Annotated in this window: 24 protein-coding genes; 10 read left to right on the forward strand and 14 right to left on the reverse strand. The window is 53.5% G+C overall.

What is annotated here, in order from left to right; translation table 11 throughout:
• Positions 1 to 13: 13 nt before the first annotated feature.
• The 5 genes from J4D97_RS08610 to argS form a co-directional block, all read right to left on the reverse strand.
• Positions 14 to 958, reverse strand: a complete 945-nt coding sequence (locus J4D97_RS08610; RefSeq protein WP_208307211.1) for a 1,4-dihydroxy-2-naphthoate polyprenyltransferase — start codon at positions 956 to 958, stop codon at positions 14 to 16.
• A gap of 49 nt (positions 959 to 1,007) precedes the next feature.
• Positions 1,008 to 1,670 (reverse strand): HAD family hydrolase, encoded by a 663-nt coding sequence (locus tag J4D97_RS08615; protein ID WP_185280738.1) that lies wholly within the window; start codon positions 1,668 to 1,670, stop codon positions 1,008 to 1,010.
• 128 nt (positions 1,671 to 1,798) lie between these two features.
• Entirely contained in the window at positions 1,799 to 2,380 is a 582-nt protein-coding gene (locus J4D97_RS08620) for a glutathione peroxidase (protein WP_208307212.1), read from the reverse strand.
• Between the two features lie 132 nt (positions 2,381 to 2,512).
• A complete protein-coding gene (locus J4D97_RS08625; RefSeq protein WP_208307213.1) occupies positions 2,513 to 3,130 on the reverse strand; it encodes a TIGR00730 family Rossman fold protein in 618 nt (205 codons plus the stop codon).
• Positions 3,131 to 3,212: 82 nt separating this feature from the next.
• Positions 3,213 to 5,006, reverse strand: a complete 1,794-nt coding sequence (gene argS, locus J4D97_RS08630) for an arginine--tRNA ligase (RefSeq protein WP_208307214.1) — start codon at positions 5,004 to 5,006, stop codon at positions 3,213 to 3,215.
• A gap of 171 nt (positions 5,007 to 5,177) precedes the next feature.
• On the opposite strand from argS, the gene J4D97_RS08635 reads away from it, so the two are divergent.
• Positions 5,178 to 5,705 carry an Imm26 family immunity protein gene (locus tag J4D97_RS08635; RefSeq protein WP_208307215.1) on the forward strand — a complete coding sequence of 176 codons (528 nt, stop codon included), beginning with the start codon at positions 5,178 to 5,180 and terminating at the stop codon, positions 5,703 to 5,705.
• A gap of 342 nt (positions 5,706 to 6,047) precedes the next feature.
• On the opposite strand, the gene J4D97_RS08640 is transcribed toward J4D97_RS08635, so the two are convergent.
• Both J4D97_RS08640 and J4D97_RS08645 read right to left on the reverse strand, forming a co-directional pair.
• Positions 6,048 to 8,129 (reverse strand): hypothetical protein, encoded by a 2,082-nt coding sequence (locus J4D97_RS08640; protein WP_208307216.1) that lies wholly within the window; start codon positions 8,127 to 8,129, stop codon positions 6,048 to 6,050.
• A 106-nt stretch (positions 8,130 to 8,235) separates the two neighbouring features.
• Positions 8,236 to 9,237 carry an arginase gene (locus J4D97_RS08645; RefSeq protein WP_208307217.1) on the reverse strand — a complete coding sequence of 334 codons (1,002 nt, stop codon included), beginning with the start codon at positions 9,235 to 9,237 and terminating at the stop codon, positions 8,236 to 8,238.
• Between the two features lie 339 nt (positions 9,238 to 9,576).
• Here J4D97_RS08645 and J4D97_RS08650 point away from each other — a divergent pair, with 339 nt between their 5' ends.
• From J4D97_RS08650 to J4D97_RS08660, 3 genes are all read left to right on the forward strand, one after another.
• Positions 9,577 to 10,977, forward strand: a complete 1,401-nt coding sequence (locus J4D97_RS08650) for an arginine decarboxylase (protein WP_185280744.1) — start codon at positions 9,577 to 9,579, stop codon at positions 10,975 to 10,977.
• Positions 10,978 to 11,036: 59 nt separating this feature from the next.
• Positions 11,037 to 11,291: a hypothetical protein gene (locus tag J4D97_RS08655; protein ID WP_185280745.1), complete on the forward strand. Its 255-nt coding sequence runs from the start codon at positions 11,037 to 11,039 to the stop codon at positions 11,289 to 11,291.
• A 154-nt stretch (positions 11,292 to 11,445) separates the two neighbouring features.
• Positions 11,446 to 11,604, forward strand: a complete 159-nt coding sequence (locus J4D97_RS08660; RefSeq protein WP_185280746.1) for a hypothetical protein — start codon at positions 11,446 to 11,448, stop codon at positions 11,602 to 11,604.
• Here the strand turns inward: J4D97_RS08660 and J4D97_RS08665 are convergent.
• The gene (locus J4D97_RS08665; RefSeq protein ID WP_208307218.1) at positions 11,585 to 12,106 is read right to left on the reverse strand and encodes a D-glycero-alpha-D-manno-heptose-1,7-bisphosphate 7-phosphatase; all 522 of its coding nucleotides are present in this window, start codon (positions 12,104 to 12,106) and stop codon (positions 11,585 to 11,587) included. The two genes, J4D97_RS08660 and J4D97_RS08665, sit on opposite strands and share 20 nt — an antisense overlap.
• A 164-nt stretch (positions 12,107 to 12,270) precedes the next feature.
• Here J4D97_RS08665 and hemG point away from each other — a divergent pair, with 164 nt between their 5' ends.
• The 3 genes from hemG (at position 12,271) to J4D97_RS08680 (ending at position 15,481) form a co-directional block, all read left to right on the forward strand.
• Positions 12,271 to 13,590 (forward strand): protoporphyrinogen oxidase, encoded by a 1,320-nt coding sequence (hemG, locus tag J4D97_RS08670; RefSeq protein ID WP_208307219.1) that lies wholly within the window; start codon positions 12,271 to 12,273, stop codon positions 13,588 to 13,590.
• A 100-nt stretch (positions 13,591 to 13,690) separates the two neighbouring features.
• On the forward strand, positions 13,691 to 14,485 hold the full coding sequence (locus J4D97_RS08675) for a polyprenol monophosphomannose synthase (RefSeq protein ID WP_208307220.1): 795 nt from the start codon (positions 13,691 to 13,693) through the stop codon (positions 14,483 to 14,485).
• A 66-nt stretch (positions 14,486 to 14,551) separates the two neighbouring features.
• Positions 14,552 to 15,481, forward strand: a complete 930-nt coding sequence (locus J4D97_RS08680; protein ID WP_208307221.1) for a TerC family protein — start codon at positions 14,552 to 14,554, stop codon at positions 15,479 to 15,481.
• A 61-nt stretch (positions 15,482 to 15,542) separates the two neighbouring features.
• On the opposite strand, the gene J4D97_RS23850 is transcribed toward J4D97_RS08680, so the two are convergent.
• A complete protein-coding gene (locus J4D97_RS23850) occupies positions 15,543 to 17,693 on the reverse strand; it encodes a transglycosylase domain-containing protein (RefSeq protein ID WP_208307222.1) in 2,151 nt (716 codons plus the stop codon).
• Positions 17,694 to 17,852: 159 nt separating this feature from the next.
• Here J4D97_RS23850 and purB point away from each other — a divergent pair, with 159 nt between their 5' ends.
• From purB to J4D97_RS08700, 3 genes are all read left to right on the forward strand, one after another.
• Entirely contained in the window at positions 17,853 to 19,214 is a 1,362-nt protein-coding gene (purB, locus tag J4D97_RS08690; RefSeq protein WP_208307223.1) for an adenylosuccinate lyase, read from the forward strand.
• Between the two features lie 88 nt (positions 19,215 to 19,302).
• Positions 19,303 to 19,968, forward strand: coding sequence for a helix-turn-helix domain-containing protein (locus J4D97_RS08695; protein WP_208307224.1), 666 nt, complete (start codon positions 19,303 to 19,305; stop codon positions 19,966 to 19,968).
• Between the two features lie 72 nt (positions 19,969 to 20,040).
• Positions 20,041 to 21,144: a glycosyltransferase family 9 protein gene (locus J4D97_RS08700; protein ID WP_208307225.1), complete on the forward strand. Its 1,104-nt coding sequence runs from the start codon at positions 20,041 to 20,043 to the stop codon at positions 21,142 to 21,144.
• A gap of 25 nt (positions 21,145 to 21,169) precedes the next feature.
• On the opposite strand, the gene J4D97_RS08705 is transcribed toward J4D97_RS08700, so the two are convergent.
• The 5 genes from J4D97_RS08705 to J4D97_RS08725 form a co-directional block, all read right to left on the reverse strand.
• On the reverse strand, positions 21,170 to 22,297 hold the full coding sequence (locus J4D97_RS08705) for a glycosyltransferase (RefSeq protein WP_208307226.1): 1,128 nt from the start codon (positions 22,295 to 22,297) through the stop codon (positions 21,170 to 21,172).
• Positions 22,298 to 22,300: 3 nt separating this feature from the next.
• Entirely contained in the window at positions 22,301 to 23,287 is a 987-nt protein-coding gene (locus tag J4D97_RS08710; protein ID WP_208307227.1) for a glycosyltransferase family 2 protein, read from the reverse strand.
• On the reverse strand, positions 23,280 to 23,807 hold the full coding sequence (locus tag J4D97_RS08715; RefSeq protein ID WP_208307228.1) for a DUF4199 domain-containing protein: 528 nt from the start codon (positions 23,805 to 23,807) through the stop codon (positions 23,280 to 23,282). Before J4D97_RS08715 ends, J4D97_RS08710 begins: the two co-directional genes overlap by 8 nt.
• Positions 23,808 to 23,835: 28 nt before the next feature.
• Positions 23,836 to 24,360, reverse strand: a complete 525-nt coding sequence (locus J4D97_RS08720) for a DUF4199 domain-containing protein (RefSeq protein ID WP_347879334.1) — start codon at positions 24,358 to 24,360, stop codon at positions 23,836 to 23,838.
• Between the two features lie 72 nt (positions 24,361 to 24,432).
• The gene (locus J4D97_RS08725) at positions 24,433 to 26,499 is read right to left on the reverse strand and encodes a BatA domain-containing protein (RefSeq protein WP_208307230.1); all 2,067 of its coding nucleotides are present in this window, start codon (positions 26,497 to 26,499) and stop codon (positions 24,433 to 24,435) included.
• Positions 26,500 to 26,991 lie beyond the last annotated feature (492 nt).

The raw sequence follows: 26,991 nt of genomic DNA on the forward strand, positions 1-26,991 counted from the left end.
AAAGTAAAATTTATTAACTGCCTACTACCTGCCCTATCCCAAATAAGAGAGTAAAGGCCAGCGTACTCATGGCCATCTGTTTCAGCAACGGGTCTAGTTGCATAGATTCTTGACGCTGCCAAACCAATAAGCCATTGCGCACCAGCAGCGGCGCTGACAGCACAAACAACCACTGCCAGGGCGAATAATAGTTGAGCGCGACGTACGCTACAGCACACAAGAACCCGACCCCTAATAATAGCCAGTGGTAGCGACGAGCAGCTACCGGCCCCAGCCGCACCGGAATCGTAATTTTACCGGCCAGCTTATCAGAGCGGATATCGCGGATGTTGTTAACGTTCAATACAGCCGTTGCAAAACACCCTAGCGCAGCAGCTGGCAACAGCACCAGCAGCGGCAACGTCTGCGTTTGGAGGTAGTAGGTACCGCATACGCCTACCAATCCAAAAAACAAGAATACCGATATGTCGCCTAGTCCGGCGTAGCCGTAGGGCTTAGCACCGGCTGTGTAGTTGACAGCTGCCCAGATAGCCGCCAGCCCCAGCAGAAAAAAGCTAATTGTAATCCACATAGCCGCTAACCCTAACGCAACCCACAGCAGCGTAATACCAGAGGCCAGGGACAAAGCGCCGAAAAGCAGCATGCCGCGCTTCATCTGAGCCGGCGTGATATGGCCGGCTTGCACTGCCCGTTGCGGTCCTTCGCGGTGGATGCTGTCGGCACCATTTTGGGAGTCGCCGTAGTCGTTGGCCAGGTTGCTTAAGATTTGCAACAGAATGGTAGTCAGGACGGCTATGGCAAACACGCTACCCCGAAACTGCCCGTGAGCTGCCGCCAGAAAGCCCCCGGTAAAAATACTGGCCAACGATAAGGGTAAGGTGCGCGGCCGGAAAGCTGAAATCCAGGCTTTAGCCGGGCTAACGGCACCAGAGGGCGTGGCAGAAACAGGGACAGCCATTGCGAAGCAGAAATATAGGATAAGGAAATAAGAGGATGAAAAGTCAGATTTACGCCGGCTCAATGGCCGCTATAGAAGCGGCGTTTAACTCCGAGAAGTCATGAATAACCAGGTCCGCCTGGCTTAGATCCTGCAATGCTGAGTGCTCACTATCGAAGCCAATGCAATAAATACCTGCGGCTTTGCCCGCAGCAATACCATTGGTAGAGTCTTCAATAATGATGCACTCCTTTTTAGAGCCGACGGCCAGGGATGCAGCCTGTTCAAAAATAGCCGGATCAGGCTTGGAGTACGTGAAGTCTTCTCCGCTAAGCACGTGGTCGAAATACGGGTACAGGTCGAACCGCTTCATGACCCGGCCTATCGTTCCTTTTGAAGCCGAAGAAGCCAAAATCAATTGAAAATCGTGCGCGTGCAGGTCTTCAATGAGGGCACGAACAGTACCCAGCAGGTAGAGGTCCGGCTTTTCGTCAAACGCCCGGTTGAAGAACTCCCGCTTGCGCGCCATCAAATCATCAATTTCCGCCGCAAGCCCATAACGTTGCTTTAGCTGCTGGTACACGTTTTTGGTAGAAGAGCCCGTGAAGCCAGCGTATTCCTCGTCCGAGACGTCGATACCCAACTCCTCGAAATGCCGAAAAAAAGCGTAGCGGTGTACGGGTTCCGTATCGACAATCACCCCATCCATATCAAAGATAACCGTGCGTATCATAGGAGAAAAGCAGTTAGTGCAAGCGGTGCGAAGGTAGGCAGCCTACCCGCATAAAATAATATTCCGGACAACAGGAAGCGGCAGACCCTCCTCCTATTGTCCGGAATACGATTGTATCAGATGCTGTTTTATTTCAGGATAGCCGCTACCAGCTCGTCGCTCATGGGCTTCACCTTGGATGGGTAGAACGCTACCACGTGTCCTTTCTCGTCGACTAGGTATTTGCAAAAGTTCCAGTTAGGCGCGTCGCTCACAGTTCCGTTCTTCGACTTATCAGCCAAGAACTTATATAGTGGCGCAGCATCGTCGCCCTTCACGGCTACGGTGCTGAACAGCGGGAACGTAACGCCATAGTTTTTCTCGCAGAACGCGGCTACCTCCATGTCAGAATCCAACTCTTGGTTGAAGCTATCCGATGGAAAACCCAGTACCACTACCTTGCCGGCGTACTTTTTCGACAACTCTTCCAGCTCTTTGTATTGAGGCGTATAGCCGCACTTAGAGGCCGTGTTCACGATGAGCAGCTTCTTGCCTTTGTACTGGCTCAGCTTCACGTCTTTCCCGTCAATGGTTTTCACGGTGTAGTCGTACACGGTAGCGGGGGCGGCAGGCGCTTCGGTCATGGCAAGAGTGGGTTGGGTGGCAAACGTGGCGGCCGAGAGACCGGCAATAGCCAAGGTACCCAGCAGAAACAGCGACGAAATTTTCATGAGAGTAATCGAGGGAGAAGTGGAAGATATGCAACCGACAAACCACTAAACTAGCTCATTGGTTTCGGCAGGAGAAGGTACGTATTTGTTGGATACAACGGTTCTGCTTTCTCGAGGAAAGCAACTCTGCGCCTACGTTTTGGAGGGCGTCAGCCACTTTTCTACCTGCGCAGGCTGATAAGCGGCCATGTGGTCGAGCAGAACGGCGGGCGTTTCGGCTTGCAACAGCTGCTGGCGATTTTCGGAGCGGAGTAGGGCTTCGTCTACCATGTGGTCGAGGGCGCGGAGCAGGTGGGTATAGAAACCGGCTACGTTCAACACCCCAATGGGCTTGGGATGTAGGCCCAACTGGCCCCAGGTCAGCACCTCAAATTGTAGGCCCAACTGGCCCCAGGTCAGCACCTCAAATAATTCTTCCAGGGTGCCATAGCCGCCGGGCATCGCCACGAAACCATCGGCCAGTTCGGCCATTTTCAGCTTGCGCTCGTGCATGGATTGCACCACGTGCAGCTCCGTTAGGCCTAGGTGCGCCACCTCTTTACTGGCCAAGAATTCGGGAATGACGCCAATAGCCCGGCCGCCGTGCTGTAGCACGCTGTCGGCAATGGTGCCCATCAGCCCTACCTTCCCGCCGCCGTATACCAACGTTAAGCCACGCTCGGCCAGGATGCGACCCATTTCGTGGGCCTGCTGCCGGTAGAGGTCGTTGCGGCCAATGCTGGAACCGCAGTATACTGCTACTGATTTCATAGGTACTATACTAGTATAAGTTTTATTCGCTCTATAGCCTAGATTTAGAATCGTGGGCCATAATAGGGCGAAACGCGAAGTATTACATCCGCTCAGGTACCTGGATGCCCAGAAGCCCCATGCTGGTTTTGATAGCGCCAGCCGTTTGCGCTGATAACGCCACGCGGAAGGCCTTTTTCGTCTCGTCCGACTCATTAAAGACCGGCACCTCCGTATAGAAGCGGTTGTAGGCTTTGGCGAGGTCGTAGGCGTATTGCGCGATAATGGCGGGCGAATAGATGCGGGCGGCTTCCGTCACTACGGCCGCGTAACGGGCCAGTTCCTGCACCAACTCCTGCTCCGTAGCGTGCAGCTCGGCGAGGCTGCCTAAGTCAGCGGTTTCGCTGATGTCCTGCTCGGCCGCCTTACGACGAATGGCTGAAATCCGAGCGTGCGAGTACTGAATGAACGGCCCCGTGTGTCCCTCTAGGCTCACCGATTCTTCGGGGTTGAAGAGCATCCGCTTCTTGGGGTCGACTTTCAGGAGGTAGTATTTCAACGCGCCCAGGCCCAGCATGTGGTAGAGCTGCTGCGCTTCTTCTTCCGAGAGTCCTTCGGTTTTGCCTTTTTCGAGGGTAGCGGCTTTGGCGGCTTCCACTACCTCCTTCACCAGCTCGTCGGCATCTACTACCGTGCCTTCGCGGGTTTTCATCTTACCAGTAGGCAGGTCTACCATACCGTAGCTGAGATGGTAAATAGCGTCGGCATACGGTTTACCCAGCTTCTTGAGCACGGCCTTCAGCACCTGCATGTGGTAGTTCTGCTCATCGGCAATCACGTACACACTCAGGTCGTAGTGAAAATCCTGGTACTTCAGCTCGGCCGTACCCAGGTCCTGCGTGATATACACTGAGGTGCCATCGGCGCGGAGCAGCAGCTTTTCGTCAAGACCTTCTTCCTTCAGATCCACCCATACAGAGCCGTCTTCCTTGCGGAAGAACACACCTTTTTGCAGGCCTTCTTCTACGCGCTCCTTGCCCAGTAAGTAGGTACCCGACTCGTAGTAGAACTTATCGAAATCGACGCCGATGGCGGCATAGGTAGCGTCATGGCCTTCGTACACCCAGCCATTCATTTGTTTCCAGAGGTTCACTACCTCCTCGTCACCGGCCTCCCAGGCCCGCAGCATGTCTTGCGCGGCCAGCATCATGGGAGCCTGGCGCTTGGCCACATCGGCGGCTACCCCGTCGGTTTCGAGCTGCTTCACCTGCTCGCGGTAGTGCTTCTCAAACAGCACATAGTATTTACCGATGAGATGGTCGCCCTTCAGGCCGGCCTCTTGTGGCGTTTCGGCGTGCCCAAACATCTGGTAGCCCAGCATCGACTTGCAGATATGGATGCCCCGGTCGTTTACAAGGTTTACCTTGTTAACAGTGGCACCTGTAGCTTTCAGAATCTCAGCCACCGAGTAACCCAGGAAGTTGTTGCGCAAGTGGCCCAGGTGCAGGGGCTTGTTGGTGTTCGGCGACGAGTACTCCACCACCACTTCCTGCGGTCCGCCGGTGGCTATCGGCCTATCGGCGGGCTGCTGGCGCAGCTGCTGAAACACCTTCACCCACTCCTGCACGGCCACTTCCAGGTTTAGGAAGCCTTTCACCACGTTGTAGCCCGTCACAGCCAGCTCGTTGGCTACCAACCACTCGCCCAGCGCCTGCCCAATCTGCTCGGGACCTTTGCCCAGAGTCTTGGTGAAGGGAAACGTAACGAGCGTAAACGAGCCCGCAAAATCCTTGCGAGTAGGCTGCAACGTGAGCTGCTGGGCGGGCACATCGGCCCCGAAAACGTGTTGCATGGCCGCGCTGAGGGCGGCTTTAAGGGTCTGTTCGAGTTGTTGCACGGGAGAACTGCTGGGGTGGCGCGGCTGCTCCTACCCCGCGCCACGGGTAGGGCGCAACGGCAGCAGCAGAAGCCGCAGCCGGTTTCTACTGCTGCAAAGGTAGGGAGGTGGCGGGGAAGGTGGGGGAAAAGTTGAATCTTGCGTCAGATGTAGCAGTAGCACTCATTAGCTATGATCACCTATCCGTTTCTCCCCAAGTCCAATCGTCAGCTACAGCCAGGTCAGTTTTGGGCTATTCCCTTGACAAATGGTTTCTTTGCTTGTGGTCGGGTGTTGGATGTGCCACCAGCTTCTACAAAGAATTATCGTGAGTTTTACGCTGGTCTACTGGATTGGACCGACTCACAGCCGCCTTGCTTTGAAACCATTGTTGGCGCTCAAATCCTTAAGCATGGATTCATGCATGTCAAAGGCCTTATTAAGTTGGGACAACCTATTATAGGATGTCGCCCTTTACAGCTTGATGCTATGGTGGTGCCACTCACAGTCGAATCACAAAGCTGGAGGCCAAACGCTCGTGTTTTTCAGGGTTATGTTCCCATACGTAACAGCCAGCGAGAGGAGCACCCTCTGAAAATTACTATAGATAGCAGTACAGACCAATTTCAAACAAACCCTACTACTTTACCCGCGCAGGCTGTTTGGGGATATAACGTCATACGAGTTCTTGCAGAACAATACTTTGGCGATGCCGTTTAATTTGTTCAGTTACTTGCCGTTTGTACGCACCTTCTTCATTGCAGTAGAAGTGAGGGTGTTACAGCACCCAATCTTCTGACCCCTCGGTTGTCCCCACAGCCGGGGGCTCCGTTTATAGGCAACGATTTTGGTGGGGTGTTTGCCGTACGTTGCGTCAAAGATAAAGAATACGGGATTGAGATATTCCTATCAGGAAGCACAGATCCCCTACCCTCCCGCCACTTCTCCCCGCGGCCCGCGCGAGGTCACGGCATCCACGCGCAGCCGCTCCTGAATGGTTTCGGTAGCGGCCTCTAGACCGTGAAGACGTTCTCGTAGTCTGCGAATTGCAGACTACGTCGATTAGTTAAGATAAACGGTCTGCGTGAAGGCACCATTTGCTGCTACGTCCCAGGCTTCTAGGCGCACCCATTTGCGATTAGTAAGATCTGCAGACACTTGAAATACCTTCTTCCCGAAAGCTGTTGTTTGCAGAAGGTCTACCCGCTGGCGGTATACTTTTTGGCCGTCGCCGGAAATGATTTCAGCAAATGCCATTGGGAAGGTCCAGCTTAGGGCAAAGTCAACAGTGGTTTTAGCTGGATTTTTTAGCGTAACTGTTTCCCCGGCACCCTTTCCGCTTACGGTAAATTGCGGAATTAATACTTCGCCAGTAGAGGAGAAGAAGTTGCCTTTTTTCAGGACATCAACCACTGGCTGCCAACCCGATTTGAAATCAGGCAATGCAGAAAGCGGCAAATAATTCACGTTTAAATGAGCGTACATCTCATTTTCAAAATTCACCGTGAACAAATCTGCTTCCGCAAGTATTTTCTTCTTTTCTCCCCAATTGTTGAAATCGTCGAGTAAATCCAAAGTACGTTTTCCAAGGCGAGGCTGTGAAAGGTCGGCGGGTAGGGCCTTCCAGGCAGCCCCCATAAAGTGGTCCGACTTAAAAAAAGCCTCGTTTTTGTACGCGTCTGGGTAGCCCGTCGAGCCTTTCGTGCGGGCGTGTGCCGTCCAGGCCAACCCGTTTTCGACTTCGAGTAGCTTCAGCATCTCGGTTTTATCGCCCACGTGGTAGACGCGGCCGTGGGTAGCGTCTTCCTGCACAAATGGCGTCCCCGGTTTCTTCGCCATCACCCAGTACACGGGTTTTGAGAAAAGCTCCAGCCAGTGGCCGCCCAAAAACTCGTTGGGTTCTTCGCCGGGGAGTAGCAGAAAGTCCTTGTCTGATGACTTTTGGCACAGCTCAAACAAAGCAGCCAGTTCCCGCAAGCGCTGCTCATCGGGTCCCTTGGGGTGCGCGGTGTAATGAAACTCGCCCAGATGCACAATATCAAGGCCGAGGCTTTTGAACACCTTCACAAACTCTGGGGTACCGGCGGCCTCTTTGCCAGGCAGCATCACGTTCATCACGTACTCGTTGTGAAAGTGACTAGCCATGGTTTTGTATCCCGGCAGTTGTGCATAGGTATCCTGGTGTGTGTAGCGCTTCACTTCTTCCAAGAGCGGTTCTGCTTTGCCGTCTCCTAGCAAGCAGTAAAAGTTCAGGCGCTGTGCAGTGCCAGGCGGCGCGTTAAACCACGGCACGTAGCGCTTATCCCCATACAAATCTTGCCGGATGCCCAGGCCATACCCAGGCAGTAGCTTCCGGTAATTACTGCCGAACCACACGAATTTGAGGTTGAATGCTTCATCCAAGGGGTAGAAATACTGATGTGGTGCCGGAAACACAGCCAAACTGCCCCCGGCGCTTTCGCCTAAAATAGTCCGGTATTTCACCGCCTGATTTCGGCTGGTATCAACTGCCCCCACTAAGGCGCTTTGGTAGTGTTTGTTGGTGGCCGACCAGCTTATTCGTTGCCACGCTGGCTTTTCGCTCACCAAACCAGCATCATACACAATGGCCGTCGAATCCGTTTTGGTGGATACTACGGCTGCTACGTTTAGCAACGTACTACCGTGATACAGTGTTACTTCTAGATTGCCAGTAAAATTGGCGGCTTGTAGGCTACCCACGGTAATGATTGTTCTAGAACCGCTGCTGCGCACCGCCACTTGCCGGTTGCTCATCCCTACCCGATGAGATATGAAAGGCTTGTTTGGCACCTTATCGAAGAAGATATTCCAACCGTTTTGCGAGATTAAATCCCGCTTGCCAATCGTCAGAATAAACTCAGGTTGCAAATCGGTAGCAATAACTTGAAAGCGCTTTCCCTGACTGACTTGCAGGCTGCTAAACAGCGGTGTTTTCTCGGTGAGGTTCAGGACAACTTTGCCACGAATAGCGCCCTGGGCCGGCCAGTCTATCTCTAACTTGTTGCCTTTTATTGATGCGCTGGCCCCATTCTTCTTAGAGAATTTCGTGAAGTCTACCGCCGTTTGACCTTTCGCCAGTGCAGTAAATAAGAACAATACGAACAGAATGCAGCTATTTTTCATCAGCAGAGAGTTAACTAATGGACCTATTAGCACACAATATAGTACGGCAAGTATATCACCTATTTACCTATAGTACATTGTATTACAACAGGCCCACTATGCTGCCCTACCCTCCCGCCACTTCCCCACGCGGCCCGCGCGAGGTCACGGCATCCACACGCAGGCGCTCCTGAATCGTCTCCGTAGCTGCTTCCAAAATCGTGAAGGCGTTCTGGGCCATGGTATTTTCGGAGTCGAGGGTAGGGTTGATTTCCACCATCTCGAAGCACACTACCCGCTCGTTATCAAGCAGGGCCTGGCAGAGGGCGGTGGCCTGGGGTACGTCAAGGCCGGCGCGCACGGGCGTTCCTGTTCCCTTGCTGAAGCGCGAATCGAGCGAATCGACATCGAATGAGATGTACACCATGTCGCAGAAACGCAGCCGCTCGTAGATTTCGCGGGCTACCTGGCGGGCGCCTTTTTCGGTTACTGCTTCCAGGCTGAAATTCTTGATATCATGGCGCTGGATGATGGCGTTTTCCTCGGCTTCGGTGTCGCGCACTACCACGTATGTCAGGTGCTCGGGTAGGAGCTTGGGGCCGGGCTCGCCCAGGTTTTGCAGGCGGCGCCAGAAAAACTCGGTTTCGGGCGGCACTTGGTTGCGCTGGCAGGGCAGGTTGTCGTCGTTCAGCGCCAGCGCTAGCGGCATACCGTGCATATTGCCCGAGGGCGTGGTGTAGGGCGAGTGGATGTCGGCGTGGGCGTCTATCCATACCACACCCAGCGTTTTGTGGGGGTAGGCCGCCTTGATACCGGCAATGGTAGCAGCGGCGTTGGAGTGGTCAGCGGCCAGCACCAGGGGGAACTCACCAAAGCGGAGCGTTTGCTCTACGGTGCTGGCAATGGCTTTTTGCACCGTGTACACCGCATCAATGTGCTTGGCGAAGGGAAACTGGTTTTCGTCGAACAGCGCCTGGTTCTGGTCGGGCACGACCACGGCGTTGAACAGGCGGAAATACTCGGAGCCTTGGTTGAGGCAGGCGATGCGCAGAGCATCAATGCCGAGGCTAGAACCTCGGGTACCCGCTCCCAGCTCGGAGCGGACTTCCAGCAACTTAATGCGACGCATACTACATGGGCAACTAGTGGTTAAGTGGTTTTGATGCTTGCCGATTGCCAGGGGTGAGACCGGGGTAGGCTTGGCGCCAGCGGACCTTCCGCAACGACCAACGAACAAAGCACAACCAAAACCCCGCGGGCGGGGTATCTTTGCAAGTCTAAAGTTCGCGAAAAGCGCGCATTTGGTTGTTATGCTGACCAACTAGATAGTCATGCTGACAATTGTTATGCTGAGCGCAGCCGAAGCATCTCCTTTGCTTTGTTGCTACCCGTTAAGACTACTTAACGGTAGGGATGCTTCGGCTGCGCTCAGCATGACGTTCTTTTTACCTATCCCCTACCCTCCTCAATGGATACCTACCACGACCTAATCAGTCAGACTTTTGACTTTCCTAGCCAGGGTTTCACCGTCGAGAACGATGAGTTGCAGTTCCACGATATTGACCTAATGGCGCTTATCGAGAAGCACGGCACCCCGTTGCGTCTCACGTACTTACCAAAAATCAGCTCCCAGATTCAGCGGGCCAAAGAGTGGTTTGCTCAGGGAATTGAGAACATCGGATATCAGGGTAGCTACTCGTATGCCTACTGCACCAAGGCTTCGCACTTCTCCTTTGTGGTAGAAGAGGCCCTAAAAAACAACGTGCACATCGAAACGTCGTCGTGGTTTGATACCAGCATCATTCGGGCCATGCATGCCAAGGGCAAGCTTTCGAAGGACACCTATATCATCTGCAACGGCTTTAAGCGGGCTGAGTATCGGCAGGAAATTTCTGCGCTCATCAACGAGGGCTTTGTGAACTGCGTGCCGATTCTGGACCATCTCGGCGAGTTCGATTTCTACCACGAGCACGTGCGCGAGAAGTGCAAAATAGGCATCCGGGTAGCGTCCGACGAGGAGCCGCGCTTTCAGTTCTACACCTCACGCCTGGGCGTGCGCTACGCCGACGTAATTCCCCTCTACGAGCAGCGCATCAAGGAAGACCCACGCTTCGAGCTAACGATGCTGCACTACTTCATCAACACCGGCATCAAAGACACCAGCTACTACTGGTCGGAGCTAAGCCGGTTTGTGCACAAGTACTGCGAGTTGCGCAAGGTGTGCCCTACCCTCACTACTATTGACATCGGCGGGGGGCTGCCCATCCAGACCAGCATCCAGCCGGAGTACGACTACCCCTACATGATTCAGGAGGTATTGCGCACCATTCAGCGCATTTGCCGCGAGCAAGGCGTGCCGGAGCCGGATATCTTTACCGAGTTCGGTATTTTCACGGTAGGCGAATCGGGTGCGATTCTGTATTCTATTCTGGACGAGAAACTACAGAACGACAAGGAGTTGTGGTACATGATTGACGGCTCCTTCATCACCAACCTGCCCGATACCTGGGCTCTGAATCAGCGTTTTATCATGCTGGCTGTGAACGGTTGGGAGAAGAACTACCGCCGCACCCAGCTCGGCGGCCTCACCTGCGACTCGCAGGACTACTACAACGCCGAGAAGCACATTTACCAAGTCTTCCTACCCGAGCGCAAAGAGGCCGATAAGAAGCCACTCTACGTAGGATTCTTCCACACTGGCGCCTACCAGGAAAGTCTTTCCGGCTACGGCGGCATCAAGCACTGCCTGATTCCGGCCCCCAAGCACATCATCCTCGACCGGGCCGAAGATGGCACCCTCACCGACCGGGTATTTGCCGATGAGCAAAAGCCCGAAACGATGATGAAAATTCTTGGGTATCAGGAATAATTGTCTTTTCGAGTGGAGCGAGAAATCTGAATGAGAGTCTGCCAGATTTCTCGCTCCACTTGGAACGACTTCTTGTCTTCTTGCATTCTGGTATCTTTGTTGCTCAGGCCTTGGTGCCTCAACTTTATCAGACGATTTCAGCTTCGCTTTCACTCATGGCAAAAAAACTACTTCTGCTCAGCCTCGTGGCTCTGTCCGGTTTGAGCGCCTGCAACAAATCCAAGTGCCCGGCATACACCAGCACAAAAGCAGCCAACCGGATTTCCTCGACCATCACGGCTTCAGAAGCTACTACTCCAGCCGTGCGTCAGTAGACCCTACTTATTAGATAAAAAAAGCGCTTTTCGCCTCGTGCGGAAGGCGCTTTTTTTGTCCCGTTAATTCGACTTCTGCCAACTCGTTGTGACGCGCAATTTTACCTCGTTCTCACCGTTAGTAACCTGATTCACTTCTTTTTACTTACAGGATATGAGAAAAGCTTCGCTTCTGGTATTCGTTGGGTTGGTGGTGTTGGCATCGTGCAAATCCAGTTGCCCTGCTTATACACATACTCCGCCTACCCCGCCGCGCGCTGCGCCGGCCGTGGTGCTCACGGCCCAAGCCCCCCCTACCCCGCAGCCAGAATAAGATCCGTAGCGGCTGCCAGATCTACCGCGTAGGGCGTGGCGGCATAGGCTTCGGAATGGCCAACCAAAATGCCTCGCACGCCTACCCGTGCCCCCGCTTCCAGGTCGCGGACCCGGTCACCAATAATCCAGCATTGCGCGGGGTCGAGATGAAAGCGGGCCATGGCTTTTTCCAGCATTAGCGAGTTGGGTTTGCGCGAGAGCGACTCACTCACCGACGGATGCCCCGGCGCATAGTAAAACGCATCAATTATTTGATTGCAAGCATCTTGCAGCTTGTTGTGGCAGGCAGTTACGTGCTGCACATCGTAGAGCTGTTTGGCAATGCCAGCTTGGTTAGTAACCACGATAAGGTAGTACCCAGCGGCTTTCAATCGGGCCAGACTTTCGGGCACGCCCGGCGACACGACGAACTTATCCAGCTCCAGAATGTAGTCGCCGATTTCATCGTTCAGCACGCCGTCGCGGTCCAGGAAAATGGCTTTGTTGAGGGTAGGCGACATAAGGAAATGCGATGAATGGTACGTGGTGAAAGCAAAGACAAGCACAAATTTGCGTCTTTTGCACAGAAGCAGGTAATCCACTTGGTTTATCCTGCCGCACTTCTAAACTAAGCATGCTGAAACGGGGTTTTACTAGACCATTTCAGCATTTCCCCTCTCACTTTATGGCTATAGCCATTATCGGCGGCGGTATCTCAGGGCTCACCGTAGCGTGGTATCTGCAACAGGCTGGCGTCGCCTACGACCTGTTTGAAGCCAGCGACCGGGCGGGTGGCACCATCCGCACCCAGCCCACAGAAGGCTACCTGCTCGAAACCGGCCCCAACTCCCTGCAACTCAGCGACGACCTGCGCGACTTAGTGCAGGACCTCGGCCTCACCGAGCAGCTTCAGGATACGGCCGCCGTGAGTGCCAACCGCTACGTGCTGCGCAACGGTCGCTACCGCAAGCTACCTGGTAAGCCCCAGCAGTTGCTGTTTGATGGTTTTTTTAGCTTGAAAGCCCGCTACCACATCCTGCGCGAGTTGGGTCGCCCGGCCGCCCCTACCGACCCCAACGAAACCCTAGCAGGCTTTATCCGCCGCCGCTTCGATCAGGAACTGGTTGACTATGCGCTGAATCCGTTCATCTCCGGTATTTATGCTGGCGATCCTGAGCAGCTGCTTCTGCACAAGACATTTCCGCAATTGGCAGCACTGGAGCAAGCGCACGGCTCCGTGTTAAAGGGCTTCGCCAAAAGCGGCGGCGGGCAACGGCGACGCATAGTTTCGCTACAAGGCGGTTTGCAGACGCTAACCAACACGCTTACGCAGCGCCTTACCCACTATCATACTGGTCAGGCTGTTACCAGCATCACCCGGCAGCCCGACAGCGCTTATCAGTTAAGCACGTCTGCTGGGGCAATGCCTACCCTCTACTCGGCTGTAGTGCTGGCACTGCCCGCGTATGCTGCTGCGGCTTTGCTTAAACCACAGTTTGCGCCGGAAGCGGCGGCGCTGGCTAACGTATACTATCCGCCTATGGCAGCTGTTTATTCGGCCTACCCCCGTGCAGCGGTTACGCACCCGCTAGATGGTTTTGGGGCATTGCACCCCAAGAAGGAAAACTGCTACGCTGCTGGCAGCGTCTGGACTACTTCGCTGTTTTCAGACCGCGCGCCGGCCAACGAAGTGCTCTTTACGACGTTTGTAGGCGGTGCTCAGTACGAAGAACACGCCCGCCAACCCGAAGCGGCCCAAAAAGCTGCCGTTCATCAGGAGTTGAGCCAGTTGTATGGCATTCAGGGCCAGCCTACGTGGCAATTCCGCTATTATTGGGAGAAGGCTATTCCGCAGTTCGACGCCCGTATCGTGCCAGCTCACGCCGCCGCCGCTACCCTAGCCGAGCAACACATCTACACCGCCGCCAACTGGCTGGCCGGAGTGGGCGTTCCCGACTGCGTCCGTCATGCCCGTAAATTGAGCAGTGAGTTGGTGAACCTGTGATTTGCGCCAAGCCCACGCCCTTTTCCGCTAAAACGCTACCCTGTTCGCTACTTTTCTCCGCATAACCTTACCATTTCCCGCATCCTCCTACCTTTGCCGCATGAACGAAGGGATTGTCCTGATTCCTACTTACAACGAGCGCGAAAACGCGGAGTTGATCGTGCGAAAAGTATTTTCGCTGCCGACAACTTTTGACGTGCTCATTATTGATGACGGCTCACCCGATGGTACCGCCGATGTTATCCGGCAGTTGCAACAGGAATTTCCAGATCGGTTATTTTTAGAGGAACGTGCGGGTAAGCAAGGACTAGGCACGGCCTACCTCCACGGTTTTCGGTGGGCGCTGCAACGCGACTACAGTTACGTTTTCGAGATGGATGCCGATTTCTCGCACAATCCCGAAGACCTTATTCAGCTGTACGAAGCCTGCACTCACCAGGGCTACGACCTGGCTATTGGCTCGCGCTACATTCAGGGCGTGAATGTGGTAAACTGGCCCATGGATCGTGTGCTGATGTCGTGGTTTGCCTCGGCCTACGTGCGCATTGTTACCGGCATGCCCATTATGGATGCTACGGCAGGTTTTAAGTGCTACTCGGCCAAGGTGTTGCGTACGGTAGTCCGTCATCGTATCCGGTTTGTGGGCTACGCCTTTCAGATTGAGATGAAGTGGCTGGCGTATAAATATGGGTTCCGAATCAAGGAGGTGCCCATTATATTCACCGACCGCACGCGGGGCACCTCCAAAATGAGCAAGGGCATTTTCAAGGAAGCTTTTTTTGGGGTGTTGCAAATGAAAGCGTCGAGTTGGTTTCGGCGTTTCAACCGAGCATCAGACCAGGCAGCTACGCACGATGAGGAAGTTGCTTTGTCATCTGCCGCCAAAAGTCGCTAATGCTTACTGATCGATTCCAACCAGCTAACTATAAAAATATGCGCAGCCTCGTATCTTGAGCTACGCATGGAAAATTCTCCTTTATTCTGGGCCGGCTTCGTTGTATTCGTGCTGGCTATGCTTTTGCTCGATTTGCTGGTGCTAAACCGCAAAGCGCACGTTGTGCGCATGCGCGAGGCATTAGGCTGGAGCGCCTTTTGGATAGCCTTATCCCTAAGCTTTAACTATCTGGTGTACCGCACAATGGGTCACCAAGCTGGCCTAGAATTCCTTACCGGCTACCTTATCGAGAAGTCGTTGAGCGTCGACAACTTGTTTGTCTTTTTGCTGATTTTCAGCTACTTCAAAGTTCCGCCGCAGTATCAACACAAGATTTTATTTTGGGGAATAATTGGAGCACTGGTGCTGCGGGCAGCCTTTATTCTTGCCGGCGCGGCGTTGTTAGCAAAGTTTCACTTCTTGCTCTACCTGCTGGGGGCCTTTCTCGTGTACACGGGCGTCAAAATGGCCATCAGTGCCAACGATCCCGAAATAGACCCCGAATCCAACCCCATCGTTAAGTTTCTGGGTCGCCACCTTCCCATCACCAACCGCATCGATGGCCCTGAGTTCTTTCTACGTCGCAATGGGGTTCTGTTTGCTACCCCACTTTTTGTGGTACTAGTAATGGTAGAAACCACCGACGTAGTCTTTGCCGCCGATTCTATTCCCGCTATCCTGGCCGTGTCGCGTGATACATTCATTGTATTCACATCCAATGTGTTTGCGCTATTAGGCCTGCGCGCTATGTACTTCGCCTTGGCTGGGCTGATGCGTTTGTTTCACTACCTACACTATGGCTTATCCCTTATTCTGGTCTTTATTGGTGGCAAGCTGTTACTTAGTGAGTATGTGCATATTCCTATGGGTGTGGCACTGGGTACAGTAGGCGTCATTCTGTTTGGCTCTGTCCTCTTATCCATTCTGTTTCCTAAGACTGAAAAACTACTTCAGTAAAGCACCACAAAAAAGGCGCGCTCTTCATTAGGAGAGCGCGCCTTTTTTGTAATAGATAGCCTTACGGAACTTGCGGAGGTGCAGTCGTAGGCGGCGCCGTGTTGGCCCCCTCGTCGGGGGTGCGGGGCGTGCCGCCACCGAGCAAATCGATGAGATCCAGCGGTTCAAACTGCGCAGTATCAGCGGGCACTACGGTCCGCACGGTGTCTACGGCCGTTACGATGTATTTGCGGGCCGGACCGTTCAGCGCTACCCCCAGCGACAGGTTGTCGTAGTCTTCTTGCGGAATGAGGCCTTTGCGCGCCATTAGGCCCGCAATCAGACGGTAGAAGTAGCGGGCCGAGCCACGCAGGTTGCCGTAGCTATCGAAAGAGTAGCGGTAGAACTTAGGCTTGGGAATGATGCTGGCCAGGTACAGGCTCTCCGACAGGTTGAGGTTGGCGGGTTGCTTGGCGAAGTAGAACCGGGCGGCATCTTTCACGCCGTAAATCTTCGGTCCCCATTCGATAACGTTCAGGTACACCTCAAACATCCGCTCCTTCGATACGATGCGGGTATTTTCCAACAGCCACACAATCAGCATCTCCTCTACCTTACGGGCCACGGTTTTCTGCCGCGTCAAGAACACGTTTTTCACCAGTTGCATGGAGATGGTGCTGCCGCCGCGCGCAAAGCGCCGCTCCTTGATATTCTGAATAGCCGATTTCACAAATGCCTTTTCCATGAAGCCTTTATGCGAGAAAAAGCGTGGATCTTCGGCCGTCTGGATAGCGCCTTTCAGATAATTAGAAACCTGATTGTAGGGCGTGAAATCGGGATTAGATGGTCCTACCAAGAAGGTTTTAATGGAGTCGCCCTTGTCGTTGTAGGCGGTGTAGGCAAATTCCTCGTTCAGCTTGTTTAGGTTTTCGGCTCCGAACTTCGTGATGCGGAAATTCTTGCCTTTCAGCGACGAGTTGAATTGTAGACTATCAACCTGGTTCATGTCCAGGGCTGTGTGCAGGCTGTACGTGAGAGTGCCTTCTCCCTGCATGCCTTCCAACGATTCGAACATGCCTTCGGGTAGGGAAGCGAAGAAGTCGTTGGCTTTGGTTTCGGCTGAGTTGACGTCAATAGCCACTTGTAAGCCTGCCAGCAGGTCGTTACGTGAGGTTACTCCGTTCACTTTCTTCCCAATTACCCGCTGCTTGAGCGGCAGCTTGCGCACGCTGAACTCAGGATACAGCTCCATTTGGTTTAGCCGAATTTTGGAGCCCTTTTCCAACTCAAACGAGGCCTGCCCCAGCGTCGTAATAAAATTGAGGCCGCCGTGACGCACGACAATGTCGCGCGCGGCAATTTTGGGCTGGTACACTTTGAAGTTGACCGCCGATGCCGCGCCGCGCACCGTCAGCGCGTCGCTGCTGTAGTCCTTGCCGTCCAGGCTCAGCTGTAGCGTATCGAACTGCACCCGAGCATTGAAGCGCCGTTGCAGGTAGGGGAGCGTGACAGCCTGCTGATTCAGGCCAAACAACGAAGCATTCAACTCATAGTCGCCGGGCTCGATGTGGCCCTGTACGCCCAATTGGTTTGCCACCGAGTCGATATTTGTCAGCAATTGCCCGCTGATGTCGCCATCCTCAATCACCAGCTGCGGCATTTCGATGGTTGCATCGTGCTTGGGGCTCCGGTAGGTAACCAGAAAGCGCCGGAAGCTGGCTTGGCCGGGCACATTATCGAAAGCGGCTTCCAGCAATTGATTCGCCAGCAGTCCGTAATTTGTGCCTTTGGTGGTGTCGCGCTTCACTACTGGCTCTCCTTTCTTCTTTTTGTAGAGAAAAGAAAAGTTATCCTTAGCTGGCATTTTGCGGGCCGTGAGGCGAGCATCATTGATTTCGAGGTTGCTGAACACGGGCCGTAGCGCAAACAACGACCGTAGGCTTACCGACGCTTTAATCAGGCGTGCTTGCAGCAGCGTATCGGCAGTCACTGTCGGACCGGCTACGGGCACTAAGCTCACGCCATCAATCTGCACTGAGTTCCAGTCTGTGAACCGGGCCGGACCAAAGGCCAGCGTGAGGGGATATTTGCGCTCTACCTTGCTTTTCACCTGCTGCATGGCATACTGTAGCAGCTGCTGACGCTTGAGAAGGAACACGCCAAATGCACCGGCCAATAGCACCACTAGGATGCCCAGACCAATACCGATTTTTTTCTTCGTTGCTGGAGTCACGCGACCGTTTCGGAGAGATAAACTGAGTAGCCCGGCGCACTAGATTCGTGCCGGACTCAGGTACAGAGAAGATACAAAGGTACGAAAAGGCAGGTGTGCCGCATCGGCATCCTGATGGGCTTTACTACCTTTGGCCCCACCGGGTTATTTTTCTTCTGCATGTCTACTTCCTCTGCCTACCTCTCGCTTTCGCCCCTCACGGCCATCTCACCCCTCGATGGACGCTACCGCCGCGCCACGACCCCACTGGCACCCTACTTCTCCGAGCTGGCTTTGATTCGCTACCGTGTATTGGTGGAGGTAGAGTACTTCATTGCGTTGTGCGAGCTGCCCCTACCCCAGCTTAGTGGAGTTGATAGCCAATTATTCGAGCAATTGCGCGCCATCTACCGGAATTTTTCGACTGAGGATGCCGAAGCGGTAAAAGCGCACGAAAAGGTGACAAACCACGACGTAAAGGCCGTAGAATACTTTTTGCGCGACCAGTTTATAGCTTTAGGACTAGCTGATTACCTGGAGTTTATCCACTTCGGCCTCACGTCTCAGGACGTTAATAACACAGCTATTCCATTGAGCCTGCGCGAAGGCCTGCTGGAAACGCTCCTACCTGCTTATGCGGCCGTACGCAACCAACTGGCGGCGCGGGCGCAGGACTGGGCCGCGGTGCCCATGCTGGCCCGCACCCACGGACAGCCGGCCTCGCCTACCCGCCTGGGCAAGGAGATTCAGGTGTTTGTGGCCCGGCTTGATGCGCAAGTGGCGCTACTGGCGCAGGTGCCGTTTGGGGCGAAGTTTGGCGGCGCTACCGGCAACTTCAACGCCCACCACGTGGCCTACCCTGGCACCGATTGGCACCAGTTCGGCAACCAGTTTGTAGAGTCGCTGGGCCTCTCGCGCTCCTACCCTACCACCCAGATTGAGCACTACGACCACCTGGCCGCGCTCTGTGACGGCCTCAAGCGCCTCAACACCATTCTTATTGATCTGGCGCGCGATGTGTGGCAGTACATTTCGATGGGCTACTTCCGGCAGACCATTAAGGCCGGAGAGGTAGGGTCGTCGGCCATGCCACACAAAGTCAACCCTATTGATTTTGAAAATGCCGAAGGCAATTTGGGCATGGCCAACGCCGTGCTGGAGCACTTGGCGGCCAAGCTGCCTATTTCCCGCCTCCAGCGCGACCTCACCGACTCTACCGTGCTGCGCAACCTGGGCGTGCCACTTGGCCATGCGCTCATTGCCTTGCAGGCCCTGCAACGCGGCCTCAACAAGCTGGCCCTCGACGAAACCGCTTTGCACCGCGACCTAGAAGCCAACTGGCCGGTAGTAGCTGAGGCCATCCAAACCATTCTGCGCCGCGAAAACTACCCCGACCCCTACAACGCCCTCAAAGCTCTCACCCGCACCCACGGTCCCATCACGGAGTATACTATCCGCGAATTTATTGATACATTGGAAGTCTCTGAAGGCGTGAAGGAGGAATTGCGCGCTATTTCACCGACGAATTATGTGGGTATATAGATAAAAAATAAGTATGTTAATATAGCGCTTCATCTTACTATTGAGTGCTGTAATAGCCTACTTGTTCTTCTACCATACCCTTTCCAGCATGTGTCGTGCGTTGATAGAAGCAAAAGTGGCCGAAATAGCTGCTTCGGCCGATTTGTATCCGGGTGTTATCATTATTATCAATACCCGGACTACCTGCGTCGAGTATATGTCGAAGGCAGGGCTGTGCCTGTTGCAGACTACCCTACCCGAGCTGCAAGCCATTGGCCCCGCCTATCACACTCGTTTTTTCAACCAGCAGGAATCGTTGGAGTATGTGCCGCGTATTTCGGAGTTGGTAGCTAAAAACGACTCGAACCAGATCATCACGTTCTTTCAGCAGGTTCGTCCTAACCCCAGCACCGATTGGCACTGGCACCTGACTACCATGCGTTTGCTGTTGCGTGGCCACGATGGCCTTCCGTTGCTGCTACTCTGCTTTGCCAGTCCACTGGATGCCAGCACGCACCTGACACCCAAGATGCAGCGCCTGTTGGACGAGCGCGATTTTCTGCGCCAGCATCACCAGCGTTTTGCGCAGCTGACCAAGCGCGAACGGGAAATATTGCATCTATTGGCACTGAGCCACAGCGCTGCTGATATTGCCGAGCGTCTGTTTATCTCCGAGCGTACCGTGGAAACGCACCGCCGCAATATCAAGCAAAAGCTGCACGCCGACACCTTTTTCGACCTGTCGCAATATGCGCGGGCTTTTGATTTGATTTGACCACGTGGCTTGTGCGCCGGTTTATCAAGTTTCGCCTGCTATTTTTACCGCTTCCACCTCCTGTTTTCTCCTGTGTCTGAGCTTCTAGCCGGCGTTGTGGTACATCCCGACTGCCGCCATTTCCGGGGTGATATTCCCTGCCGTCCCAATAAAGAACACGGCTATCTGTGCGCCGATTGTCCGGCATATGCGCCCGTGCAGCAGCGCATTCTTATCATCAAGCTCGGCGCTATTGGCGACGTGATTCGTACCACGCCGCTGCTCCGGCGCCTACGCCAGGAGTATCCTGCTGCAAAGATTACGTGGCTCACGCTCACACCCGCCATTCTGCCGCAGGGCGAAATTGATGAGGTGCTGAAGCTCGACCTACCGGCTACGCTTCACTTGCAGGCGCGGGAGTTTGACCTACTCTTCAATCTCGATAAGGACAAAGAAGCCTGCGCGCTGCACGACACCATTCGGGCTACCCAAAAATTCGGCTACCGCCTACACCCGCAGTACGGCGTGGCGTGGCCCGGCAACGAGTTGGCCAATCACAAATTTCTGACGGGCGTGTTTGATCAGTTGAGCCTGGAAAACCGGAAGCCCTACGTACAGGAAATTTTTGAGCTGTGCGGTTTTGAGTTTCGGGGCGAAGAGTACGTGTTCGACACGCACGAAGACAAAGGATACCGTTGGAGCGCCCTACCCCAGGGTAGCCCGCGCATCGGCCTCAATACCGGCTGCGGCGACCGATGGACCACGCGCCTGTGGTCGGATGAAAAATGGATTTCCCTCATCACGCAGTTGCAACAGGCCGGCTACGCGCCGGTGCTGCTTGGCGGCGAAGCCGAAGACGAGCGCAACAGCCGCCTACACACAGCCACCGGCGCCACCTACCTCGGCACGTTTCCGCTACAGCAGTTCATCAACCTGCTCCACCAAATGGACGTCATCGTGACGCAGGTGACGATGGCCATGCACATCAGCATTGCCCTGCGCAAGCCTACCGTGCTGATGAACAATATCTTCAATCCTTACGAGTTTGACCTTTACGGCCGCGGCCAGATTGTGCAACCCGACCGCCCGTGCGTGTGCTTCTACCGGGGCACCTGCAAACTAGGCACCAGCTGCATGGAGGAGTTGCCCGCGGAGAAGGTGTTTGCGGCCGTGCAGGAAAGCATTACGGTTAGCTGATAGCTACCTGCCAGCAGCTAACAGCCTACTCAACAGCCACCTGCTTCAGAGCCTTCACCATCTCGCTCCACGAAAACTGTTTTTTGCGCGCCCATACGCCTGCGGCAAATTCCGTTTCCCGCTGGTGCTGGTAGAAATCGACCAACGCATCAGCAATATCCTTGGCCGTGGGCTTTACCACATAGCCTACCTCCCCATCCGGAATCAGTTCGGCCAAGCCTCCTACGTCGGTTACCAGCATAGGCCGCTCGAAATGGTAGGCAATCTGCGAAACGCCACTCTGGGTGGCGTGCTTGTAGGGCTGCACCACCATATCGGCCACACAGAAGTAGTTTGCTACCTGCTCATTCGGGATAAAGTCAGTGGCCCGCACCAAACGATTTTCCAGGTTGTGTTGCTTAATAAGCGACTCGTATGGCGCAGCGTCTTCATAAAATTCGCCCGCAACAATCAACTTGATGGGTAGCTGTTGCAATCGTTCATCGGCAAACGCTTCTAACAGAATATCCAAGCCTTTATAGGCTCTGATGAAACCAAAAAACAATAAATAGCCGAACTCCGGAGCAAGTCCAAGTGCTTGCAGTGCTTCTTGCTTGGTACGGAGCGCGCCAAAATTATCGTAAAGCGGGTGGGGTTGATAGTGCGCCGGCTGGCGGAAGTGTAAGCGGCGCAGATCGGCCAGCACGGCCCGGCTCATCGTCACAAATCCGTGACAGGCTTTCAGGAAATAGCGCGTGAGGGGTCGGTCACCGGTGCGTTTTTCGTGGGGGACTACGTTGTCGGTGATGGCCACGAGGCGCGTGTGGCGGTTGCGTCGAATGCGGCGGGCAATGCTGCCCAGCGCCGGCCCCATAAACGGTAACCAAAACCGAAAAACGACCAAATCGGGCTTCTCGCGGCGCAGCTTTTCCCCTACCCGCCACCACGATAGCGGATTCACGGAGTTGATGCTGACTTCGATATTCAAGTCGTCGGGACCTGGTTCTGTGCTGAATTGCGTCTGACCCGGAAAAAGAAAATCAGGGTATTGCAACGAGAACGTGACCAGCCGCACTTCATCACCGGCTTCGCGGAAGGCTCGGGCCAGCCTCTCGTTGTAAGTAGCCAGCCCGCCCCGCAAGGGGTAGGCCGGACCAATGATGACGACGTTCATTCGTTATGAATTGATATTCAGCTTCTCTCGAATAAGGTACTGATTTTTACGCGGCCCGTTCAACTGAATCATCTCTGCCAGAAAGCCTGCTACAAACACCTGAACGCCTACCACCACGGCCACTAGCGCCAGGAAAAACAAAGGCTGACTGGTTACGTCGCGTGCATGTAAATTCAAGGTAGCCAAGTATACCTTCTCCCCTACCAGCCACAGCGTAATCAGCATGCCAATCAGAAACGACAGCGCCCCAGCAGTGCCAAAAAAGTGCATCGGCCGCTTCCGGAACCTACTCACGAAAGTGATGCTCAGCAGATCCAGAAAACCATATACGAAACGCTCCAGCCCAAACTTGGTAGTACCGTACTTACGCTCTTGGTGCTGCACTACCTTCTCGCCAATCTTGCGGAAGCCGGCCCACTTGGCAATGACCGGAATATAGCGGTGCATTTCGCCATAGACCTCAATACTCTTCACCACACGGTGGTTATACGCTTTCAAACCGCAGTTGAAATCGTGCAGTTGTATGCCCGAAATCTTGCGTGTCACGCCATTGAACAGCTTGGTAGGAATGGTTTTGCTGAGCGGGTCGTAGCGTTTCTTCTTCCAGCCGCTTACCAGGTCGTAGCCGTCCTGGGTAATCATGCGGTAGAGTTCAGGTAGTTCCTCCGGCGAGTCCTGCAAGTCTGCATCCATGGTGCATACTACCCTACCCTGCGTTTCCTTGAAGCCTACGTTTAAAGCTGCCGACTTGCCATAGTTGCGGTTGAAGCGGATGCCCCGCAAGTGCGAATCTGTCTCAGCCAGTTCCTCAATCACCGCCCACGAGTCGTCCGTCGAGCCGTCATCAATCAACAGTACCTCGTAGGTAAGCCCGTGTTGCGTGAGTACACGATGAATCCAGCGCGTTAGTTCTGGCAAAGATTCGGCCTCGTTGAGCAGGGGGATGACAATGGAAAGCTCAACAGGAAAGTAGGAACTACGCTTACTCAAACTCGGGTCGCTTGTGTTTAGTGAAGGCTGATATTACCAAGGCTAACAAAAACGCAAAAAATAGCGTGCCCAATATAGCACCGATGTACAGGAAAGGCCCATCCATAAACTTAGACGACATTTGCAGGCCCTGTTCAATCTGCTCATCTGATAGATTGCCCCGCGCTTCCATATCAGTGCGAGCTTTATTCAAGGCAGTTGCCATGAAATCGGGATTGATGAACTGGGTATAGACAAATGTGTAAACACCGCTAACCAAACCAGAAATTGCCCCTACCATAGCACCAATACCAAGGCCCTGCCCATAGCTCATAAAGCTATTGTTATTCTGCTTATAGAACTGTTGCGCTAAGAAAATAGCACCGGCCAGTACAAGCATACTCACCCAACGCACTGGGCTCTGCTCTAAATTGGTAGCATACAGCACCAGGGATAAGATAGCGCTAGCAATACCTGCCAGCAGCCCGTAACGTACGCCTGCGTTGGCAGTTGTAACAGTGGAAGTAGAGCTGTTTTCCATGTTCAAATCAGTTATAGGTGTGATAGTATTATCGGCGAAAAAACACTGCCCCTGGCAAACTAATAAGCAAGCCAAAAAGTAGCTTGTTCTTCAAATCGTCGGCGGCTAGTCCCTGCGGTGTACTGGCCAGATTATGCAACGTGCGCTCATACTGTTCTTGCCCATTGCGCTGCTGTAGATATGCCTCTTTGTTCGACTCCAGCAACTGCCGCATCTCTGTTATGTGGCGCTGCATGGATTCTGGCCCTGCTACCTGCGCAATGCCATACAACCCCGTAGCTGATATAGCGGCAGATAAGACAGTTGTCATTATACCAACCCCAAACGAGCGACCTAATCCTGGCCCCTCTGGCTGAAAATGGCGCCGCACCCACCACTGGCTTACTAATACTGCCCCTACCACAAATAACATGGTAGGAAGTCTCTTACCCCCGAATGGATTGACACCTATCAAGTAAAGCGCTGCCACCCAAGCTACGCTCAGTAAGCCAGCACCTACTCCAAATCGTAGCGCAGTGCGTAGCACTGGATGTGAAAGAGAAGAAGATTGCACGGAAGTATTCGTAGGAAAGCGGCAAGATAGAAGTCTTTCGCAAGAAATGCCCGTTTGTATCTCCGATCAGCCTCAGGCTGCAACGGCGTGGGCTGGTGCGTTACCTACCGTTCTTTTTCCTAGCAGCCGGACTGCTAGTATCTCTGCCAGCAAAAAGGTTAAAGCAGCCCACAGACAATAGCGCCACAAAGGTGTGCCCACCCGTTCCGTTCGGTAACGCGCCGCCACCGACTCACCGTTAGCTGCACTGTACACTTGTATATTCGGCCGATTCAGCCCAATTAACTGCTGTAACTCGGTTGCTGAGTAACTCGCTAATTCCGACTCGTGCTTGTCTACATTGAATGCCAAAGTGGCAATCGTCTGCCCATTACGCGTAAGCGAGTAGAAACCTGGCAGGCTCATGGTTGGCGGTACTTCCAACTGCACCGTGTTTTCTATTCTCCGCTGCGCTGGAATAAATGTCAGACTGTCTTTCGTAAGCTTCAATACTTGATCAGCGCTGCTCTGTGTGCTATTGGGTACTGCTACGGTTACTACCGCTTGGTTGAGTCGATAAGCAGACTGTGCAGTCTGCCGATAGCTCTGCATAGCCAACCGGTACATCACCGGCACAAACAGCGCCTGACTAGCAAAGTCCGAATAACCACCGCTGAAAGGTGCTGCAAATACATACACAGAGCCACGGCCGCTTCCAAATTGCGCTAAGTATCCATCTCCATCCCGCAGGCGCAGAATTTCATTACCTGAGCGAGACCAACGCAGCACTGGTGCAGCCTTCGGCATCACCGTTTGCCGTGTGGGGCCAGTGAATACGCCCCGGAAAAACGGATTTTGTAAGTCAGGCATAGCTACGTCCCGTAACACCGGCGAGCCTGTAGCCGCAGGCTCCCACTGAATGTTGCCAATACCTAATTCCTGAAACAGTTGAGTATAGGAAGCCCTACCCGAAGTTATAGCAGGCGGAATAATCACTACTGATTTACCTTGCGCTACTGCTTGGCGAATATTGTCACGCAATCCGGCTTCTATCTGCGGTAACTCTTGTAGCAACACTACATCAGCGCTAGCCAACTGCCCATATTGTACTCGCGTAGGTTGCGTACCGGTATAAGCAAACAAGGCCTCATTCGCATACAGCCGCTGGGTAGGGGGCTGTGCAGTGCCGGCTACATCCAGTACTGCAATTCGAGGAGACGCTTGTAACACGAAAAAATAAGTGTTGTCGAATGTCACCGGCAAATCTTCCACCTCTACCCGACACAATTGCTGCTCATTGTTCTTGAGTCGAATCTGTACAGTGGTTGTCACGTCTTGCTCTGCTGGCACTGTCATCTGCAACGTACCCGCTTGCTGCTCCCCTATCAACACTTTCACCCGACACGCTGGCGCCGTAACACTACCGCCATTTCGCAACCGGATGTGCAAAGGCAGATCAGTCGCGGCCCGCACAAAGGCATCCTCAATCCAGACACTATCCACATATACATTGTGGGTAGGGGTTGCCGCCAACGGCACCAAAAACACTTGCTTACTTGAGTCTAAACTACTGAGAGTTTTAGCAGAAAAATTGTTTTTCTGAAAATCAGACAGTACAAACACCTGTGAAGCCTTATTCGCGGCTCTACTTTGTTGCTGTGCTAATAATGTTGAGGCTGTGTTCCCATTAGCTACTGACCTCAGTTGTTCTATTTCACTCTGAAATGCTTCAGTGGACAGTAGAGTCCGGGTGTTGTTCAAAAAGAACTGCACTGATGAAGTATATGCGGTAGGTAGATCACGCGCCTGTTGTACAGCTTGTTCAAACAAAGGTTGATCATCCTGACCCAACGCCTGCATACTGGCCGATGTGTCTAACAGTACTTGCACATTCCCACCGCTTGCTTTTCCCTCCTTTGTTGCCGGAATAAAGGGCTGACAGAAGGCTAAGACCAAAAAAGACAGGAAAAGCAGACGACAGAGCAAAATGAGTAAATGTTTCACTTTACGCTGCCTCGCCGTAACCAACTTCACTTCCCGGATAAACCCAACGTTGGTAAAAGCTATACGTTGTGGCCTACGTAACTCAAAAAGGTGAATGAAAATTGGAATTGCTAGTGCTAGCAACCCTATTAAAAACCAGGGGTAGGTTAACATCATTCTTGTCGAGAAACTAATCAAAGCAGCAACGTGCTTGCTTCTCAAAGCTAACGTTTCTCAATCAAGAAGATTTCCTAAGCAAAAAATTACTGGAGTGCTTCAACTAAGTCACACCCACTTCTAACGAAACAACATCTCGTAAAAGCCTCTACTCACTTTCGGATTCTATCAGTTGTAAACAACCTATAATAAAGCTGTTAGAAAGTCGTCATACAGTCATGCTGAGTTTGTCTAATCATTTCTACCACTTCGGTGGGCAATACCTTTATCTCGAAGACATGATTGAAGTAGCAACTGAACCAACTAGATAATGATGCTTAATAAAGCAAAAGCCCAAGAACCGTATAGGTCTTGGGCTTTTATTAAGTGCACGTAGATGGCAAACGATACTCTAATGCCGCCGACGTGTAGGGCTATAAACGAGGGAGGCCCCGGCCGCATCCCCGCTAGTGGTGGGGACGCAGGGCCGGGGCCTCGCTGCTGATAAGTTGG

The organism is Hymenobacter defluvii (assembly GCF_017589435.1).
Classification (GTDB): domain Bacteria; phylum Bacteroidota; class Bacteroidia; order Cytophagales; family Hymenobacteraceae; genus Hymenobacter; species Hymenobacter profundi.